Here is a 17425-nt window from a genome sequence, read left to right as displayed (position 1 = left end):
CCTGCAGTCGTGCAAGCGCTACTTCGAAGGACCGAACGGCAAAACAGACAATCTGGCGATCCATGATCCCAATGCCGCATGGAAGAGCATGATCATGGAGCTGGACACGTCGGATCTTCCTGGTCGGCAAGCGTTTAAAGGATTCTATTGTTTCTATATGTTCGAATCGGTCTTACGGATTTTGAGAAGTTGAGCACCGCATCGTGTTAACCGACCATGGTTGAACCTCCAGCCAACTGGGAGACGGAGCGACTTTACTTGCGGCCCGCCACGGTTGCCGAAGCTGCCTCCGCATTCGAGAGTTACACAGCGAATCCGGAGGTCTCGCGTTACATGATGTGGCGGCCTCACCGTAGCGTCGCAGAGACCGAGGAGTTTTTTCGCCGTTGCGAGGATGTTTGGACGAAGCGCTTAGCGTTTCCATGGAGTCTGTGGCTCAAGAGCGATGGCTCGTTCGCGGGAATGCTCGAGGCGCGCGTAACGCAGCACTCCGTCGACATTGGCTATGTTCTGGTGCCGCGACTTTGGCGGCGAGGTCTCATGGGCGAGGCTGTCGGCGGCTTGGTGCGGTGGGCCATGAGTCATCCCGAGGTGTATCGGATTTGGGCGGTTTGTGACGTGGATAACATCGCATCTGCACGTTTACTAGAGAGTGTAGGAATGCAATTGGAAGGCAGACTCCGAAGGTGGCTGGTTCATCCCAGCATGAGCGAATCACCGCGTGATTGTCTTTGCTACGCAGCCGTCAAGGCGCCCGGCTCACAATAGAGTCAGGAGGAGAGTCAGGAGGCTTTTAAATAGTCGGTGAGGTAAGGGGGTTTCCCCACACTAAGCGGTCAGCATTGATATTTTTACCCTTCCATTGCTTATATAACTTCTCACCAGGTGAGGTTGTTCGGCGTACATAATCGGCCAGAGAAACCTCTACGCCAGTCACTGCCACCATCGGTATTCCCCGCTGAGATTCTTTCCCAAATCGCCCAGTGAGCAGGCTGTGGATCCACGCAGCAGGTTACATGGATAAAAGGGCCAAGGTGTAATAAACGAAAGAAGTTTGAGACTCTCCAGTACTTTGGTAAGTATGAATGAACCTTTCACGGCCGGAGCGAACAAGAATCATGTGCGAATGAGGGGCTAACTTGTCAGCAGTCGTCAGGTTCATCACGACGTGTGTCGCCCGACCAGCTGCAGACAGTGACTCCATTTGGCAGAATGGTCGATAGGTGATGCCCGTACATTCAGCTCAGCCGGTTCAGCCGTCGGTTGAGGGGGAGCCGATAACACGGCGAAGACTGCTTCGTGAACGGCACCAGCGCATGCAGAAGGCGCTCATGCTGTTACTGGTAAGTGGAGTCATTCGACCAGCAGACATCGATGCTCCGTCCTTCGGAGTTCAAGAAACTACTGTTGTCCCGCCAGGCGACCCAGCCGATCTGTAATTTCCCAGGTGACAGGTGGCCTTCAGATCTTAGGTCGTACTGAGAAACTGGAGCACGATCGACGAACACAGCCCAATGGTTTGTCAGCAAGGATGACGGAGCTGCACCGAAAGGAAACCGGCAGTTAACAACTTGGCAATCCGGTCGTGATACGAGAAATGCAGGATCTGGATAGCTAATCATCGCTGAGAGATGGGGGTTACATGAAACACCGCGACACACCCCAGGAGTCCGGGGAATCTCGTAGAACTCTGTTACAGGCGGCGGCATTGGGAGACGAGATCGCACAACAGATGCTGAAACTTGAGTATCAGACGAAGGACTATTCACCCGTGGAACGAGTCAATCCCCCGATTATGAACGAGTTTGAGGCCCACGTGGACGGCATTATCGCCAAAATACTGCTTACTAGCGTGGTGATGATGGTGCTCTTGGTATGTCCTCCCCATGCGATGGGGGAAGTCTCCTCCGCTCGTGAAGAGGGACTCCACGATATGGAGAATGTGTTGAAACAGGCTGCGATCGAGCCACAGAGTGATCAGACCCAACGTGACGTGCATGATATTACGTTCCTGCTCGAGCAATCGTTGAAATCCGCGGACAAAGCTGATCACACGAGACGAAAAGAATATGCCAAGGAGGCGCTCAGATTGTTACGCCACTCTGCCGCACAGGGTTCCCTCAATTTAGATAAGGCTACGCCCGTACTCACCCTCCTCAACCGCCTGCTCCGAGATCGATCCGGGTCGCTCTCGCTTACGCCCTATTAATTCTTCCACTGCACCAACGAAGCCATATTCAGTCCGGATTCTCGCTAGGGCACGGCTCCCATAGGTTCCCCCTCCCTTCCCGACTGACATTCATTCATAATAGGAGCCCTGTCGTGGTCAGGAACCCAGCTTGCTCCCCACCGGGGTTACGACATTCACGACAAAAGGGGAGGGGCCTCTCTCAGGCTGTACGCGTACGACCAAAACGACATAAACGACCAAAGGATCCGTGCCCGTCAGGTGAACGTCGCAGACCGGCAAATTCGCTGGCCCAAGTCTGAAAAATTGACCCGTCTTGGTACTGCCGCTACTGCGGTCCGTATCGCCGAGTCGATTATTTCGCCGGACGTTGAGACTTTTCGAAACGCGGCTTGCGCACCAGTTTTCATCGCGAGCTCCAACAGCAACGGATTCGTCAGTCTTGTGAGGATAATCACTGGAATAGCGGGTGAGGAGGCAACAGGAACAAGGTCGATGAGCACCTTATAGCCCGACATATCCGGGAGATCGAGTTCTACTACCACACAATCAGTCTGGGGGGAACTTTGAAAATGCTCAATTCCCCGTTGACCGGTCGCTGCTTCAACAATATGGTAGTCGGAAAAAGCCGCCTTGAGACAGTCCGCGTAGTATCGCCGTTCCCTGTGGTGGCTATCAATGAGCAGGACTGATATGGAATGAGACTCGTGTTTCGTCAACATGGGGACCTCCTTTGATCGCCATCTCGTCATGAAGGATTCCTCCGAATGAATGGGTCTTCCCTGTCTGAATACTGAGAGAGTTGTGTTGCTTTTCTGATCCACTTGAGCTGCTTCATCCGGCGCCGTGCGCGCCGCAAGGATTTTGTCCAAGAGCCCCGAAAAGGATAGTGAACCGGCTTGATGTGGCGAACTGTTCGCTCAATCAAGAGAATGGGTCGGTAGTCATTCATGACGCAACTTCCTCGCGTCCCGGCGACTGCTCCTTGGTTCCGCTGGAGATCCGGACATGAAACTCTCTCTTCAGTTCTACTTGAGCCTCTTGATCGCCCAACAGAGCCGCTGGAAACAAGGTGCGCCGATACGCCAATTCGTCTTCCCAGGTATGGTGTCGCGTCATATTCGCCTCCTCACTCATGACGCTGATAGTGTACCGGCAGCGCGTTACAGACGGATTCCCTCTTTGTTACAACGCCATTGCATTCACAAAAGCTGAGGGGATGTCGGCCCCCTAGGCACGGCGCCTGATTGGGGATGTGCAAGTTGAAAAGGAAGACGGTCCACACTCAACAACGACAATACGTGAGTGCTCTCCCTATGGAGTGGTTCCGTTGATATTCACGAAGGCAGACAGGCAGAATGTCGAAGGAGGATCGCGTCATAAGATCACCCGAGACCTAGCAGGATGTGTCAGGGATTATGCAGAACCCATGCCTTTGAATACTCAGAGTTTCGCGGAGTCTCTTGTGAAGTGGTGATGGATCCCCCGCATTTCTGGCAAGGGAAATGCTGCTCTGCCAACACGATGTTTTGTCTCTCGGGTAATCGAACATCCTTTCAGCCCGCGTATTGCCTCGTTGAAGGCCATGGAAGAGCTCGCGGCGACGCATTTGAGGAAGGACATGGTTCCTTGCGCCGTTCGATGCAGCCTTTCGGGAGCACACCGGATCCTTCATCTTCGAGTTTCAGCGCACTGGCATAGCTCCGGCTGAGTTTCTCTCGACGCTCGATCACTTCCTTGGAGCCATCCCCAAGCGATACGAATATGCGGTTGAGATTCTGAGCTCCCCTGGGTGGTTGTGAATTCACCTATGGCACGAAAAGAAATTGAACCATACGGATGCAACAGACGACTAGCGAGCAAGGAATCAGACTCTGGGCTTCAGTCAATAGGAGCAGGAACTATTTCTGGCCGAATCAGGTTCCCAACCGTAATGCGTTACGACTGAAACGCAAGAGCTTGACGACGCTCATCACGGCCGATCCGAACTTGCCTGTCACGCAACCTGTCGAAATCAGTATCGGGTATTTCTCCGCGGCAGGAACTAATGGCATCACGCAATCGTACGTCCGCACAACAGGCAATCGCTTTCTGTACAACGATAATGAAGGAGACGGCAAGCCGCGCAGCATTTCGATCAGCATCTCGCTTCGCGAGCCCATTCTTCGTTTGTGTTTGATTTAATCAGTCAATGCGACGCAGTTGGCGAAAACGAGATCGTCTTTTGATGGTACTCGCCGGATAGGCAGTACGCAAACACCGCTTCAGCATGCGGGCGGGGGCGCGTACGACCATTTCGCAGTTTGCGTGGTCCCATTCAGAACTGAGTTGGTCTCACACGTTCTTTATCCCGCGAGCAGAGTTTTTCGGCGAAGACAACGCCGTAACCGAAATGCTTTGGAGTTGCCTGCCGGCCGGACGCGGCTTTTTCGATCAGATCTCTCCTCAGACTCCTCTTCTTACCGGTGCGACCAGTCATGTGAAGGGAAACTTAAAAGCTCGCAATGACTCCTGCCAGGCGTACTACGAATACAAGATGACCAAGACTCTCCGTTTCTATCCGTATTTGTAAGTATGACAAGGACATCAAGTAGAACGAGCCCCTTGACGGTCAGAGAGCCGTGGGTTTCATAGTAATAGAGCGTACTTTGATGAAGACGCGTTCGTGTCGGCATGGTGTGTTCGTATTCCTAGGTCAAAAGCAGGGCACGGCGTGCCTCTGTAAGTGAAAGTAAAATGTGGTAGCAGGTGGTGGCGGGCAGTTGCGAATCGTAACAGGACAGGTCTCTACGCAGGCGTTCGTTCCAACTTCCATCTGATTTTAAATACCAGCGAAACAGAAACTCGAGACCGGCAATCATGTGAGTGCGGTCAGATGAATGCCCGGTCTGGAGAAATCTCACTGCTCTCGCCTTCACATACTCCGTAAACGGCCAAATGCGTTTTGTGTCAGATAGGACGGTCCCATCCCATCCAACTTCATCAAATATTCCACCCTCATCTTGGTCCCAACCGTTTCGGAAACCCCAGTCGAACAATTCTAAGGAGAGCTGGGAAGCGATGGCGATTTCTTCACCACCGAGCGTCTGATTCGCAGTCTGAAGAAGCCAACACCATTCGAAATGGTGGCCAGGTTCCACAATATAACCTCGAACCGGGTCAGGCAATCCTTGCTCAGTGCGATACTCCAAGATCACGCCGTGACCGGTTTCGAAAATACGAGCGTGAAATAACCTTGCAATGTCATTGGCTCGTTCCCTGTATATGACATTTTGTGTTGCTCGATAGGCGGCGACATATCCCTCAAAGAGATGCATGTGTGGGTTCTGAAGCAATACGCAATCGGGCTGACTCCAATCGCGCGAGCATCTTGATGCGTACCACCCGCGGGCTAAGGCAAAATGGTTTTGAATGACTTGATCTGTTGCGGTGAGGAACTCCAAGACACCCGAGTCACCACTTTGTTCATAGTAGTAGCCGAGACCAAACAGGGCAAACGCGTGGCTATACAAATCCTTTCGGTCATCGAATACGTTGCCATGAACGTCGAGCATGTTGTACCAACCGCCATGGGTATGATCCCAAAAATAGTCTCGCATGTAACGATAGATGTATTCTGCATGTTGCTTCGCATCGCCGGCCAGTAGGCCTTCACACGCAGCATGACTGAATACAAACAGCTGACGCCCACATACCGTCAGTCGGCGGAACTGAAACTGAAGAGGTACATGGTCGGCGGTCAATCTTTCGTGCAAACCTTTATTAAGTCTGTCCCAGCCATGAGAGGTACAGATGGAAAGCATGCGGCGTAAATAATAGTCAATGTTCTCGACAAGAATGTCTTTGGATTGATCCATGCGCGTGCTCAAGCCTCTAAACACAGAGGACGGATAAGTACCATTTCTGTCGGCATGCCATCAAACGTTTGACGAGACGGTCGTATTGAGGTGGCAATAGTGGGGGCGGGAGCCCATGTGTTCGTGTACAATCGGAGTATATGCACCGGGCACAGCCCGGTCACTCCTCGATGCGACCAGCCCCATGAGTGAACTCATACTGTTTGATTGTGACGGTGTCCTCATTGACAGCGAAATCATCGCAAATAGAATCGAAGCAGAAGAACTCGCTCGATTGGGGTACGCGATCACCATGGAAGAGATCATAAACCGCTTTACGGGGATATCCGAACAAGAAGCTTCTAAATTGATGCGAAAGGAATACGGCTTTCTCTTGCCAGAGAATCATGCCGCGCGCGTCACGGAACTCATCTTAAAGGAGTTTCACGCAAGTCTTCAGCCGATCGATGGCATTAGGGAAACCCTATCCGCATTGAGCCTTCCGCGATGTGTGGCCTCGAGCAGCAACATTGATAAAATACGGCTTGGACTCACCACGACCGGGCTCATAGAGTATTTTGACCCACGCTATTTATTTAGCGCCAGCATGGTTGAGTGCGGCAAACCGGCACCCGACCTGTTTCTACTCGCTGCCGGGAAAATGGGATATGCACCGGAACAGTGTGTAGTTATTGAAGATAGCGTGCCGGGTGTGCAGGCCGCCAAAGCAGCGGGAATGAGGGTCTTCGGTTTCTCAGGCGGAACGCATTGTAATACCAACCATCAGGAACGTCTGAAAGACCACGGCGCTGATCTGGTATTTGCCGACATGCGCAGATTGAATAACCTCCTTGCAAGTTAAGGCGCCGTCTCTGCAGCCGATGATTCCGTCGCAATCCACCCCGACGCCTGGCGCATTCCAGTCTTTCAGGAGTTGCTCCATATCCCTGTCGAAGTCTTTCAGTTTCTCGGATAGAGTGCTTTCCATATCGTGCATTCCCAATTACTCCAGGCGGCACAACCTAGCCGTGAGATGGGCTCATGTCAAATGATTCAGTCCCGCGTGAAACTGGTGCAGAGATTTGTGTATCTCGACTTGGAGAAAAGGACAGAGTGAACTAACTGCGGCAAAATAGAATCTGCATATGGCCTCGTAGTTCGGTTAGAGAGTGCCACCCTCGAACGTGGTGGTCGAGAATTTGACTCTCTCAGGGTGCTAGTAGACGATCTACCTCAGCAGTGATACTGGGACAGCCTTTGTAAGGAACAGGAACCAGCGCTTGTCGGGACGACAGCCCATATGTTCTGCGCCGACTGGAGACGCAATGATCCGGTGCAGGCGCCGACGCTCGAAGAGGCCAGAAAGTTCGTTTCAGACTACGAGGGAGCCGCTGGAAGAAAATTTACGCGGCCCGAACGTGCATTGTGTGGGGCAGCCTTCGCATACTCGGTGGCCTATACATCCCGGTGCAGTCATGCGAGGGGAGCCGATATGCGCGATCAGGAAGGGACTTTTCAGCATCTCATTGCGAGCCAGGGGAGCAAACTCATGGATTTGTAAGGGCTTCAACCATCCAGCGACAGTTTGCTCGAAGCCAAAAAGATGACATGAACATCAGACGTGCGAATCTAACAGAAGAACAGGACGCCAAGGGGATTATCGAGGCACATAGAAAAGCCATTCATGGCACTGCCGCTCCTTTCTATTCTAAGGACATCATTGTGGAATGGGGTTCCCTCCCGATTACTCCCGAGATGGTTGGGCGTTTTGTAGGAAGTAAGGGCCAAGGCGAGGTCATGTACGTCGCCGAAGCGTCTGGCAAAATCGTGGGGTTCAGTGAAGTCATCCCTCAAGCCAACGAGCTGCGTGCGGTGTATGTGGATCCCGACTTTGGGCGGCGTGGGCTAGGAGCCAAACTTCTCGGGGCCGTGGAAAGTGACGCGAAGAACGCCGGATGCAAGAGGCTTTGGACGCATTCGTCGGTCAACGCGAAGGCATTTTACGAACGCAACGGATATGCCGTTGTGAGGCAGGAGATGCACACGTTGAGCTCCGGGCGAACGATGCCCTGTTTCGTCATGGAGAAGAATCTCTGAACCCGAGCAGGACGAGACCACCCGGTTTCTTCTTCATCTAGTTTTTCCCCCTTTGGGAGTAAATCTCCTGTGGCCAAGATTGTTGAGTCTTGTACGCTACCGCCACCATGTGCGGACTGCGCACTGGGTCATGTTCAATCGGACGCGCAATTTCCATGAGGATCTCGCGCTTTGTCGCTTTCTGCCAGTGCTGCTCGAAGTCCGGCGCGAGCCACGCCGGACTCTGGGATTCCTAAGGTGACCATGTGGTGCAAGCCCACGTCCGTCGGTTCTTGGGCGAGACCAGTCGGATGGTGAACAAATGCGGTCGTGAGCACGTTCCAGTTTTGCGGGCGCCGGTGCTGCCCCGTTGCAATCTCTTCACGAAACATCTCCAGATAGCCTTGATCCCGGAGCAGTGGAGTACGGCGAAGCCGTATAGGTTCAGCCGGAAAGAAAGCAACTTAGCTATTATCACCTCTTGTAAGATCCGCTTTTGTCATCGCGGCAAAAACAGGGATGTCAGGCAATGCATCAATTCGTGCCGCACCTTGCCCACGCCAAATAGCGCAGGCTACCGCAATAATCTCTGCTCCCGCCTCTCGGACAAGTCTCGCTGCATCCACGACCGCTCCGCCAGTAGTAATAACGTCCTCGATCAAGACCACTCGTTTGCCACGAATAGTCCCTCCCTCGACGGCTTGGCAGGTGCCATAGTCTTTGGCTTTCTTCCGCACAAAGACAACAGGCATTCCAGTTTCCAGTGACATGGCTGTTGCGATCGGCACGCCACCCAGTTCCAACCCAGCGAGAACTTGGCTTTCTGGAGGCAATAGGATGATCATTTCCTTTGCGATCCGCCGAAGCAGCTTTGGATCGGCCTCAAACTGATACTTGTCAAAAGTACTGTGATGAGATTTGCCCAGACCGAAGCCTAAACTCCCCGCGCAGAGAAGCGATGGCGCTGACATCTGACGCGAGACTGTGATCCGTCATGGTCTCTTTATAGCTTGGACGAAGATAAAATTTCCATCCTCGTTTACGCTTTGCTAAGCGTGACCGGTCATGCTCTCCCGTCACGAGCTGGTGCGCCACGCTTGATCACCCGTTTGCGCATGAGTCTGAATTAAGGGCGTGATCGTGGCGCCCTTGAGGTATAAGGCTTGGGGCTGGCTCGTGCCAGCATCCGGATACTGCTGCAGATACGGCCGGAGCAGGACGCGACCTTCATAGCGTCCGATGGCGGTTCCTATTTTCTCGGTGTCATTTCCCTCTGTCGTCTGCCCCAGCCCGCATAGGCCAGTTGGAGAATCTGGATGTAATTCTCGAGCATGAGTTTATCTTCCGCGTTCATAGTCGGATTCAGATCCAGCCATTCGGTGATGGCGCGTATGCATCTTCCAAAATGGACTAATTGCGCATTGATGCTCCCCATAAATTTCATACCTCCATAGATGTGGCTTGAGAGAGGCCATACGCACTCTCCAGAAGGCTCGCTTTCGCTCTTAGATGGCTAGGAGGAGAAACCTAGAGGGGGATGAAATAGGGGACGTGAGGGAATCGGTTGATAACTGGGTTTGATCAGCATCACGCTACCGACAAGATAGAGGAAGGGAATGAGCACACGAGTATCCGCGACGACGGCGAAGGCTTCCAGAATGGACAGACTAAAGAGATCGTCCGGACATGTGAGATCCCAGAGAGACATCGGGACCCCGATCATGTCCATGAATACGACGACGCAGATGAATGCGATCAGGTAGAGAGCGAAGGGCGCCACATCCGCGCGTGTACCGCTCCGATGGCGTGCGATCATAGGCGGTCTCTGAAATGAGCAACGAAACGACAGGGCGTGGTTGAAGATCTCATGCACCGTGGTTGTGGCCCAACCGGACAAAAAATGCAAGCGCCCGGACTATTGTAGAAAATAGAACTACGTAATACAACCAGGGCAGCTCAGTACCTATGTGTCTTGATTTGGAATAGGAGGAGTTCACTTGGCGCAAGGGGGGGCCGCATTCAGCGTCAAGGATGTCGAGGAGGGTTATTCAGCGCCATGGCGCAAGCCAAGGCGTGGATGCCGCGCGCAGTACGCCGCAATAGCCGGCCTTCGGGAGGAAGCCTCTGGCTTGTCCGGAGGCGGTCTCCTTTTTGACGCGGCAATGCAGTGCCGGCGTCTTGATTGATCTCTCATGGCGTCTATGCTAGCTTTTCATCAGCCAAACGAATGCTATGATTGTTCGTATATCAAAATCTCGGTTGATTCTTCTCGCCTGGTCAATACTCTGGCTATTGGTTGTCCCTTTGGTGCACGCCCATCCCGGGTTGCACCACCACGGGGGAGATACTATCCACGATCATGGTGCGGTTGTTCATAGTGTGTTTTCCAGCGACCATGACGATGAACCCATTGCTCATGAGCATGCATCGAGTGATATCGACGATCCCTCCTCAGACCGGTATCCGTACGGTCATGCTCCTCACCTCTTTGGCCAGCAAGAAATTAGCTTTTCGCTTCTCACTGCTTCGATAGAGTGGCCAACGGTCTTTGCGTCCACCGTTGTGGCAGAAACCGTAGACGCCTCTTCCCTTTTGCGGCAACGGATCGTTGCTGCAACTTCGTCTCCACCCGTCAAACACCCTACATCGATCTATCTCTCCAAAGCCTTACCTCTTCGTGCTCCGCCTGGTGCTCTGTAATTTGAATTCGTAACCCGCGAATTGCTCACATGAGGCCAGGTATGTCCGGCCCCTGCGGCACAGCATATTGCTGCAGCTTTAATTCATGAATGGGTGACCGTCGAGGATTTCGGTTCAATGATGCGCTAAGGCGTTGCATCGTCGTCATGACGGCATGAGGCACTAATGAGAAGAAGCACTATTACGTTGGCTTTCGCCCTTTCTCTGTCCGTAAGCTCCTGTAATGAGCGTGGAGCGGAGTCCACGGCAACTCCCTCTCATGACAGTTCTCGTCCGACGGATCGAGTAGGGATTTTTCGACAGATTCAAGCGCCCGGGGCCGTGCTTGACCGCATTAAGACGGAACCGGCCTCCTTGCAGAAAGTTGCACAATCCATGACGGCTCCGGGTGAAATCGCACTTGATCTCAAACATGTCGCGAAAATTTCTTCACGCATTGAAGGCCAAGTCCAAATTATTCATGTGCAATTAGGGGATCGGGTTCGAGCTGGCCAACCGCTCTTGGAGATAGAAAGTCTGAGACTGGACGAGCTTGTCCAAGAATATTTGGTGACAAAAGCCCAGGCCGATGTCGCAGCCAGCACGTACAGACGGACAGAGAACCTCTGGAAAGAGAGAATCGTCTCTGAGCGCCAGCTCGTCGAACATCGCGGCGTCTTCCTGGAGTCGACCGCACGGCATCAGCACGTGCGTGAAAAACTCATAAATATGGGAATGTCATCCCAGGAATTGAGGGAGCTCGAGCATGGCAGTCACCAAGAGGGACACAAATACATTATCAAGTCGCCGATTCAGGGGACGGTCATTGAACAAAATGTCGTACGGGGACAGGGGGTCGCCCCAGGAAACGAATTGTTTGAGATTGTGAACACCGACCGAGTATGGGTGTTCGCCAATCTGCCCATCGAGCAGGCACGCCAATTCAAAGAAGGAGATCAGGCCACGATCATACCCAAGGGTGGAGAATCCGTTGTTGCACCCCTCACGTATTTGTCTCCCGTGGCCGATGAACAAACTCGCACCGTGAAGGTACGGTTTGAAGTGTCCAATTTGAATGAGCGCCTGAAGCCGCATGAGTTCGTCGAGGTCAAGCTAGCAGTCAAAGGCTCCCCAACCCTGGCCGTTCCTGTTTCTGCGCTGGCGTCCATCGATAAGAGTCGAGGGGTCTTTGTACAGGAAGGGGCAAACTATCATTTCGTAGTGGTAGACACGGGCCGTGAAGGTGACGGTTGGATAGAAATTAGTAAGGGTCTCACGGCCGGGGATCAAGTCGTGACACAAGGGGTGTTTGATCTCAAAAGTGTTCTGCTCAAAGAGCACATTGGATCGGGGGAGTAAGGACAATGGACTCCTTATTTCTCCTTTCGCTCCGCTACCGGTTTTTTACCCTTGTCTGCATGCTCCTAGTCATTACGACAGGGCTATGGTCGTTTGCGCATCTGACCATTGATGCGATGCCAGACTTAACCCCTGTTCAGGTACAGGTGCTTACCCGATCCCCTGCTCTGGGGCCTGTCGAAATAGAACAGTTGGTGACATTTCCAATCGAAGCCTCACTCGCGGGCTTGCCGGGCCTCCACGAACTCCGTTCCGTCTCGCGCTATGGCCTATCCGCCGTCACCGCAATCTTTGAAGACCATGCGGATATCTATCGTGCACGGCAACTTGTGACTGAACGCCTCACACGCGCGCGAGTGCCTCCTGAATATGGCAAGCCCCTCATCGGCCCGCTCACCACGGGGCTTGGCGAGGTCTACCAATTTACCCTAAAGGGGGCCGGCTATAGTCCCATGGTTCTTCGCACGATGCTGGAGTGGGACATCGGCATGCGCCTCCGGACCATTCCCGGCGTCGTCGAAGTCAACATTTGGGGAGGCGAAGAGCAACAGTATCACGTCATCGTTGAACCGGCCAAACTTCTTTCCTACAAAGTCAGCTTGCCACAGGTGTTCAACGCGCTAGAACGCAACAACGCGCTTGTTGGAGGCGGGTACATCGAGCATGAACGCGAACAAGTCCTCATACGCGGAGAAGCGTTGGCTCAAACTGCTACCGATCTGGGGCGCATTATCGTTGCACATGGAGCCAACGGTGTCCCCATCTTGATTCGCGATGTGGCACAGGTCAAAGAAGGGCCTGCATTACGAATCGGGGCAGCGACGGCACTTGGTGATGGCGAAACCGTCATCGGTATGGTCCAAATGCTCGCGGGAGAAAATGCTCAACAAATTGTGGAGCGTGTAAAAATTCGGGTCCAGGAAATTCAGGCGACTCTGCCGGCCGGCGTGTCAATTACTCCGTATTATGACCGTACACGGTTTGTCGATCAGGTCATTCGCACGGTCCGAAACAATCTGCTCGAAGGGGGACTGCTCGTCGTTGCGGTGCTCTTCTTGTTCTTGGGAAATCTCGCCGCTGGTTTGATTGTCGCGTCCGCCATACCTCTTTCCATGCTCTTCGCTTTTACCGGTATGGTGGCCACGGGATTTTCAGGAAATCTGATGAGTCTCGGTGCGATTGATTTTGGTCTTCTCGTCGATGGGTCGGTCGTGATGATCGACAATATCTTACGCCGGATGACCCTAGCGAAACCCGAGTCAGCCTACGGTCGCAAAATGGAAATTGAGGCGGCGGGACGGGAAGTCCTACGACCCATGGTCTTCGCGGTCGGCATTATTATTGCCGTCTATCTACCAATCCTGGCATTGACCGGGATTGAAGGAAAACTGTTCAGACCGATGGCATTGACCGTCATTTTCGCCTTAGCGGGCTCTGTCATCGTCGCCGTTGCTGTGACACCTGTCCTCGCCTTGTGGAGCGTACGACCAACTCACAGAGACGGAGAGACATATATGACCCGTCTCGTGCGACGCGTCTACACACCACTCCTCACCCGGGCGATGAAGCATCCGGCTAAACTTGTCGCCGGAAGCGCCTTCGTCTTTCTGGTCAGTGTTGGCATAGCCTCCACGCTCGGCGTTGAATTCGTACCCAGACTAGACGAGGGGGACTTTGCCATCAATGTTTGGAGACTGCCGAGCGTCTCGCTGAGTGAATCGGTTGCCACCTCGATCGCAATTGAGAGGGTGCTCAGGACATTTCCAGAGGTGGTGAACGTGGTCACCAGGACAGGCAGTCCTGAAGTCGCCACCGACGTCATGGGCATCGAGCTGTCCGATGTATTTGCCATTCTCCAGCCCATGCGGTACTGGCAATCAGCTCAGACACGTGATGAACTCATCGCCAAGATGCAGGCGGCGATCAGAGAAACAGTTCCGGGCGTCGGTCTGGGGTTCACCCAGCCAATCGAAATGCGCTTTAACGAGCTGATTGCCGGATCTCGATCCGATCTCGCTATTAAGCTGTTCGGCGACGATCTGGACATCTTGCGTCAGAGAGCCGATGCCATTGCACAAGTCATCGAGCGCATTCGTGGGGCCGCCGATGTGCGAGTCGAACAAATTTCCGGTCTTCCCCTTTTACGCGTAATCGTTGATCGCGATCAAATCGCGCGCTATGGGCTCACCGCTGAGGACGTGCTGACCGTCGTTGAAACGTCTCGCACGGGCCATGTCGTCGGGACTGTTATCCAGGGAGTTCGGCGATTCGATCTCGTCGTCCGCTTGAGTGAGCATATTTCCGCTGATCCAAAACGGCTGGGTGGGCTGCTGATTCCGACTATGCACGGAGAGCTTGTCCCATTATCACGCGTGGCAGAAATCCAAGCAGATACCGGTCCGGCGCAAATAAGCCGCCAAGATGTTCAGCGACGGATCCTCGTTGAATGCAATGTCCGAGGACGAGACCTTGGGAGCTTTGTGATGGAAGCCCAGCGGGAGGTGTCTCGGTCAATCTCGCTGCCGGTTAACTATTACGTGAGATGGGGAGGGCAATATCAGCATTTACAGGAGGCGTCATCCAGACTGCTGATTGTTATCCCGCTGACTCTTCTGCTGATCCTGAGCATGCTCTCGGTCGTATTTGGCAGCATTCGTCCTGCATGGCTTATCTTCTTCAACGTCCCGCTTGCCTTATCCGGCGGAGTGCTCGCGCTTTGGATCAGAGGGCTTCCACTGAGCATTTCAGCTGCAATCGGGTTCATCGCATTATTTGGCATCGCTGTCCTCAATGGGGTTGTGCTCGTCAGTCACATTCGAAACCTTGAGGCCCAAGGCACTTCAACCGAAACGGCAATCAATCAAGGGGCCATGGACAGGGTACGCCCTGTTCTGATGACGGCGTTAGTGGCCGGCTTTGGCTTTCTTCCGATGGCCTTCGCAACTAGCATGGGGGCCGAAGTGCAACGCCCGTTGGCAACGGTCGTCATTGGGGGGGTGGCTACTTCCACGGCATTAACCTTATTGGTCATTCCCGCACTCTATCGTAGATTCTGTCGCCCTCAACTTTCTGCCGACTCCTTTTCGTCTCCAGATGTATGAGGTTTGGAGCATCATCATGCAAAATAATTTGTTCACGGGCACACACTCACACCCACGGCACAGTGGACCCAGTTTTGCTGACCATGCAACGAGGCATTGCGGCCCTTAAGATCTCGCTTGCTGGCCTACTGGCAGCGGCCTCGTTCCAACTGTGGGCAGCTTTCTTATCAAATAGCGTCGAGATTATTCGTGCAGGCAGTTCGTTCGTGAAGATGGTAAGGCGTGCACCGTCGATCAAAGGGCGACGACCCTTTCGCGAGCGGATTCGGACGCACATGTTGTCTTCGCGCTGACGAATGAATTAGTCCATTGTCTCGCCGGTACCAGACATCCGTTGCTTGGGTCACGATGACCGGATTCTCTTCCATAGAAGAATCGCGTCGCGCGAAATTAAACGATCGTGCAAGAGGGTTTGCCCGTGCGACGCGGGCGGTCACATTACTGATAAAATCCACCGAGCGCCTTGAAATCTCCATTGTTATTCTTAGCCATGATATTGAGTGCTCTAATGTACCCCTCCACAATGTTCAACAGTGAATGCCATGGTCAAATATTCTGCGGATTGCAAACGATCACACTATCCGTGATTAGAATTACAACTGATAAATCAATTGTCTTAGATCGACTCTTCAACGCGTGGCCTCATCGCCATTCGAATGGCCCGATCCACGTCTTCTATAGATGTGACTAACTTGAACAAGCTCAACTGCGCACCAGTTCGCAAGGCAAGGTCAGCCAAGGACAAAAACATGTGCCGAGTAAAAACCACCACTCCAAGATGCCCTTCGAGGTGAGCGCTGATATGGGTCAAAACCTCCAGAGCCGTCATGTCCGGCAGATCAAGTTCAAGAAGGATGCAATCGAACTCATGGTCTTTAAGACGCTGAAGGCCGATTCCGCCGCTCTCAGCCTCCATCACTCGATAGCTACCTGAAAACTGCGTGAGTTGCCGATGCCAATACAGCCGATCGCTCTCATACGGATCAATGATTAGCACGCGAATGCTTTCTGAATATGTCGTCACACGTACCTGGCTGCTCATCTATTCGTTAACTGTTGCGTTACGCTGCGAAGCAGCGTCGCACTATCAAATGGCTTTTCAAGTATCTGGTGTGCTCCCAGCCGTGCCGCCACGGCAAGATAACTCGTATCTTCGAGGTCCCCGCCTCCTGAAATCGCGATGACCCTCGCGGTCGAATGCTGACTGCGCAGCCGACGGAGCAGTTCCAATCCATCCTTTTCTGGCATGAAAATATCGAGGATCAGCAAATCACTCGGCGCAGTCTCAAGGCGCTGAAGAGCCATGTGGCCATTGCTGGCTTCTGTGACGGCATACCCTGCTGCTTCCAACACACGTCTCATCCATGTCCTTGTTTGTATATCGTCGTCTATGACGAGGATGCAGGTCATGGGGACTCGACCCCCTGCGCATTCAGACATGTCTTAAGTGTAGCGAAACGGAAGAAATCCGGTACCTCCGATCGGAGGTATGCCGGATGTTTTTTGGAGGTAGGCCGAGGGCCCTTGTCACTACATTCTAGTGGTCTTAGAAAATAAGACCGCGGCTTGCGATCTCCGGGAAACGTGAAGTTTTTGAAACATCCTGTGGAGATAACTTTTCACCGTCGTGTCGCTTAGACCGAGCGCAATGGCAATCTCTTTATTGGTTCTTCCTTCGGCAAGTAAGGGAAGGATGCGGAGTTCTTGCGGAGAGAGTGACTCGATGGCATCCTCAGTCCGCTCCGATCCAAGCGATTTTATTCGCGTGAGTATCGTCTCTGAGATCCTCGGATCGATAATCGAATGCCCCCTTGCAACGCGTTCGACCGCATCAATGAGGACGCTCCCGTCAATATGTTTCATGAGATAACCGCTTGCGCCGGCTAAAGTCGTCGATAGCACCGCCTCTTCGTCGCCGAAAGAGGTGAAAAACAGGACTCGTGTGTTCCTGCAGGCATCCCGGATTTCTCGGCAGGCTTCAACACCACTGCCTTCCTGCAGACGAAGATCCATCAGCACGACGTCCGGCTTGAGGGTGACGGCATCTGTAATCGCTTGAGAGGCTGTTGCACAGTCACCGATGACGATGATGTGCTCGCTGCGATTGAACAGCTCACGCAACCCTAACCGCACCACTTCATGGTCATCGACGAGGAACAATCGGATGCGAGGCAATGTCACGATGT

The 17425-nt window shown here is 53.2% G+C and carries 18 protein-coding genes; 8 read left to right on the top strand and 10 right to left on the bottom strand.

The window, feature by feature from the left end; genetic code table 11:
• Positions 1 to 216: 216 nt before the first annotated feature.
• Both W02_RS22080 and W02_RS08105 read left to right on the top strand, forming a co-directional pair.
• Positions 217 to 768: a GNAT family N-acetyltransferase gene (locus W02_RS22080; protein ID WP_173046552.1), complete on the top strand. Its 552-nt coding sequence runs from the start codon at positions 217 to 219 to the stop codon at positions 766 to 768.
• Between the two features lie 874 nt (positions 769 to 1642).
• Positions 1643 to 2209, top strand: a complete 567-nt coding sequence (locus W02_RS08105) for a hypothetical protein (RefSeq protein ID WP_173046550.1) — start codon at positions 1643 to 1645, stop codon at positions 2207 to 2209.
• 236 nt (positions 2210 to 2445) lie between these two features.
• Here W02_RS08105 and W02_RS08100 read toward each other — a convergent pair whose 3' ends face one another.
• Positions 2446 to 2910, bottom strand: a complete 465-nt coding sequence (locus W02_RS08100) for a response regulator (protein WP_173046548.1) — start codon at positions 2908 to 2910, stop codon at positions 2446 to 2448.
• 226 nt (positions 2911 to 3136) lie between these two features.
• Positions 3137 to 3307 (bottom strand): hypothetical protein, encoded by a 171-nt coding sequence (locus tag W02_RS08095; RefSeq protein WP_173046546.1) that lies wholly within the window; start codon positions 3305 to 3307, stop codon positions 3137 to 3139.
• 720 nt (positions 3308 to 4027) lie between these two features.
• Here W02_RS08095 and W02_RS08090 point away from each other — a divergent pair.
• The gene (locus W02_RS08090) at positions 4028 to 4372 is read left to right on the top strand and encodes a hypothetical protein (protein ID WP_173046544.1); all 345 of its coding nucleotides are present in this window, start codon (positions 4028 to 4030) and stop codon (positions 4370 to 4372) included.
• 506 nt (positions 4373 to 4878) lie between these two features.
• On the opposite strand, the gene W02_RS08085 is transcribed toward W02_RS08090, so the two are convergent.
• Positions 4879 to 6045, bottom strand: coding sequence for an AGE family epimerase/isomerase (locus W02_RS08085; RefSeq protein ID WP_173046542.1), 1167 nt, complete (start codon positions 6043 to 6045; stop codon positions 4879 to 4881).
• A gap of 184 nt (positions 6046 to 6229) precedes the next feature.
• On the opposite strand from W02_RS08085, the gene W02_RS08080 reads away from it, so the two are divergent.
• The 3 genes from W02_RS08080 to W02_RS08070 all read left to right on the top strand — a co-directional run bounded on the left by W02_RS08080 (position 6230) and on the right by W02_RS08070 (position 8121).
• Positions 6230 to 6886 carry an HAD family hydrolase gene (locus tag W02_RS08080; RefSeq protein WP_173046540.1) on the top strand — a complete coding sequence of 219 codons (657 nt, stop codon included), beginning with the start codon at positions 6230 to 6232 and terminating at the stop codon, positions 6884 to 6886.
• Between the two features lie 438 nt (positions 6887 to 7324).
• Positions 7325 to 7585 (top strand): hypothetical protein, encoded by a 261-nt coding sequence (locus tag W02_RS08075; RefSeq protein ID WP_173046538.1) that lies wholly within the window; start codon positions 7325 to 7327, stop codon positions 7583 to 7585.
• Between the two features lie 47 nt (positions 7586 to 7632).
• Positions 7633 to 8121: a GNAT family N-acetyltransferase gene (locus W02_RS08070; protein WP_173046536.1), complete on the top strand. Its 489-nt coding sequence runs from the start codon at positions 7633 to 7635 to the stop codon at positions 8119 to 8121.
• Positions 8122 to 8255: 134 nt separating this feature from the next.
• Here the strand turns inward: W02_RS08070 and W02_RS08065 are convergent, their stop codons facing one another.
• The 4 genes from W02_RS08065 to W02_RS08050 all read right to left on the bottom strand — a co-directional run bounded on the left by W02_RS08065 (position 8256) and on the right by W02_RS08050 (position 9916).
• Positions 8256 to 8492, bottom strand: a complete 237-nt coding sequence (locus tag W02_RS08065; RefSeq protein WP_173046534.1) for a hypothetical protein — start codon at positions 8490 to 8492, stop codon at positions 8256 to 8258.
• A 72-nt stretch (positions 8493 to 8564) separates the two neighbouring features.
• Entirely contained in the window at positions 8565 to 9071 is a 507-nt protein-coding gene (locus W02_RS08060; RefSeq protein WP_197742180.1) for an orotate phosphoribosyltransferase, read from the bottom strand.
• Positions 9072 to 9349: 278 nt separating this feature from the next.
• Positions 9350 to 9544, bottom strand: a complete 195-nt coding sequence (locus tag W02_RS08055) for a hypothetical protein (protein WP_173046532.1) — start codon at positions 9542 to 9544, stop codon at positions 9350 to 9352.
• A 69-nt stretch (positions 9545 to 9613) separates the two neighbouring features.
• The gene (locus W02_RS08050) at positions 9614 to 9916 is read right to left on the bottom strand and encodes a hypothetical protein (RefSeq protein ID WP_173046530.1); all 303 of its coding nucleotides are present in this window, start codon (positions 9914 to 9916) and stop codon (positions 9614 to 9616) included.
• Between the two features lie 1049 nt (positions 9917 to 10965).
• Here W02_RS08050 and W02_RS08045 point away from each other — a divergent pair.
• On the top strand, positions 10966 to 12138 hold the full coding sequence (locus W02_RS08045; RefSeq protein WP_255458576.1) for an efflux RND transporter periplasmic adaptor subunit: 1173 nt from the start codon (positions 10966 to 10968) through the stop codon (positions 12136 to 12138).
• Between the two features lie 5 nt (positions 12139 to 12143).
• Positions 12144 to 15239, top strand: coding sequence for an efflux RND transporter permease subunit (locus W02_RS08040; protein ID WP_173046526.1), 3096 nt, complete (start codon positions 12144 to 12146; stop codon positions 15237 to 15239).
• A gap of 616 nt (positions 15240 to 15855) precedes the next feature.
• Here W02_RS08040 and W02_RS08035 read toward each other — a convergent pair.
• The 3 genes from W02_RS08035 to W02_RS08025 form a co-directional block, all read right to left on the bottom strand.
• Positions 15856 to 16281, bottom strand: coding sequence for a response regulator (locus tag W02_RS08035; RefSeq protein ID WP_173046524.1), 426 nt, complete (start codon positions 16279 to 16281; stop codon positions 15856 to 15858).
• Positions 16278 to 16649 carry a response regulator gene (locus W02_RS08030; protein ID WP_173046522.1) on the bottom strand — a complete coding sequence of 124 codons (372 nt, stop codon included), beginning with the start codon at positions 16647 to 16649 and terminating at the stop codon, positions 16278 to 16280. The genes W02_RS08035 and W02_RS08030 overlap by 4 nt, the downstream gene beginning before the upstream one ends.
• 120 nt (positions 16650 to 16769) lie before the next feature.
• Positions 16770 to 17420: a response regulator transcription factor gene (locus W02_RS08025; protein ID WP_173046520.1), complete on the bottom strand. Its 651-nt coding sequence runs from the start codon at positions 17418 to 17420 to the stop codon at positions 16770 to 16772.
• Between the last annotated feature and the right edge of the window lie 5 nt (positions 17421 to 17425).

The organism is Nitrospira sp. KM1 (assembly GCF_011405515.1).
Classification (GTDB): Bacteria; Nitrospirota; Nitrospiria; order Nitrospirales; family Nitrospiraceae; genus Nitrospira_C.
The sequence above is the reverse complement of the archived record's forward strand: the minus strand, read 5'-3'. Positions and strand labels throughout refer to the sequence as shown.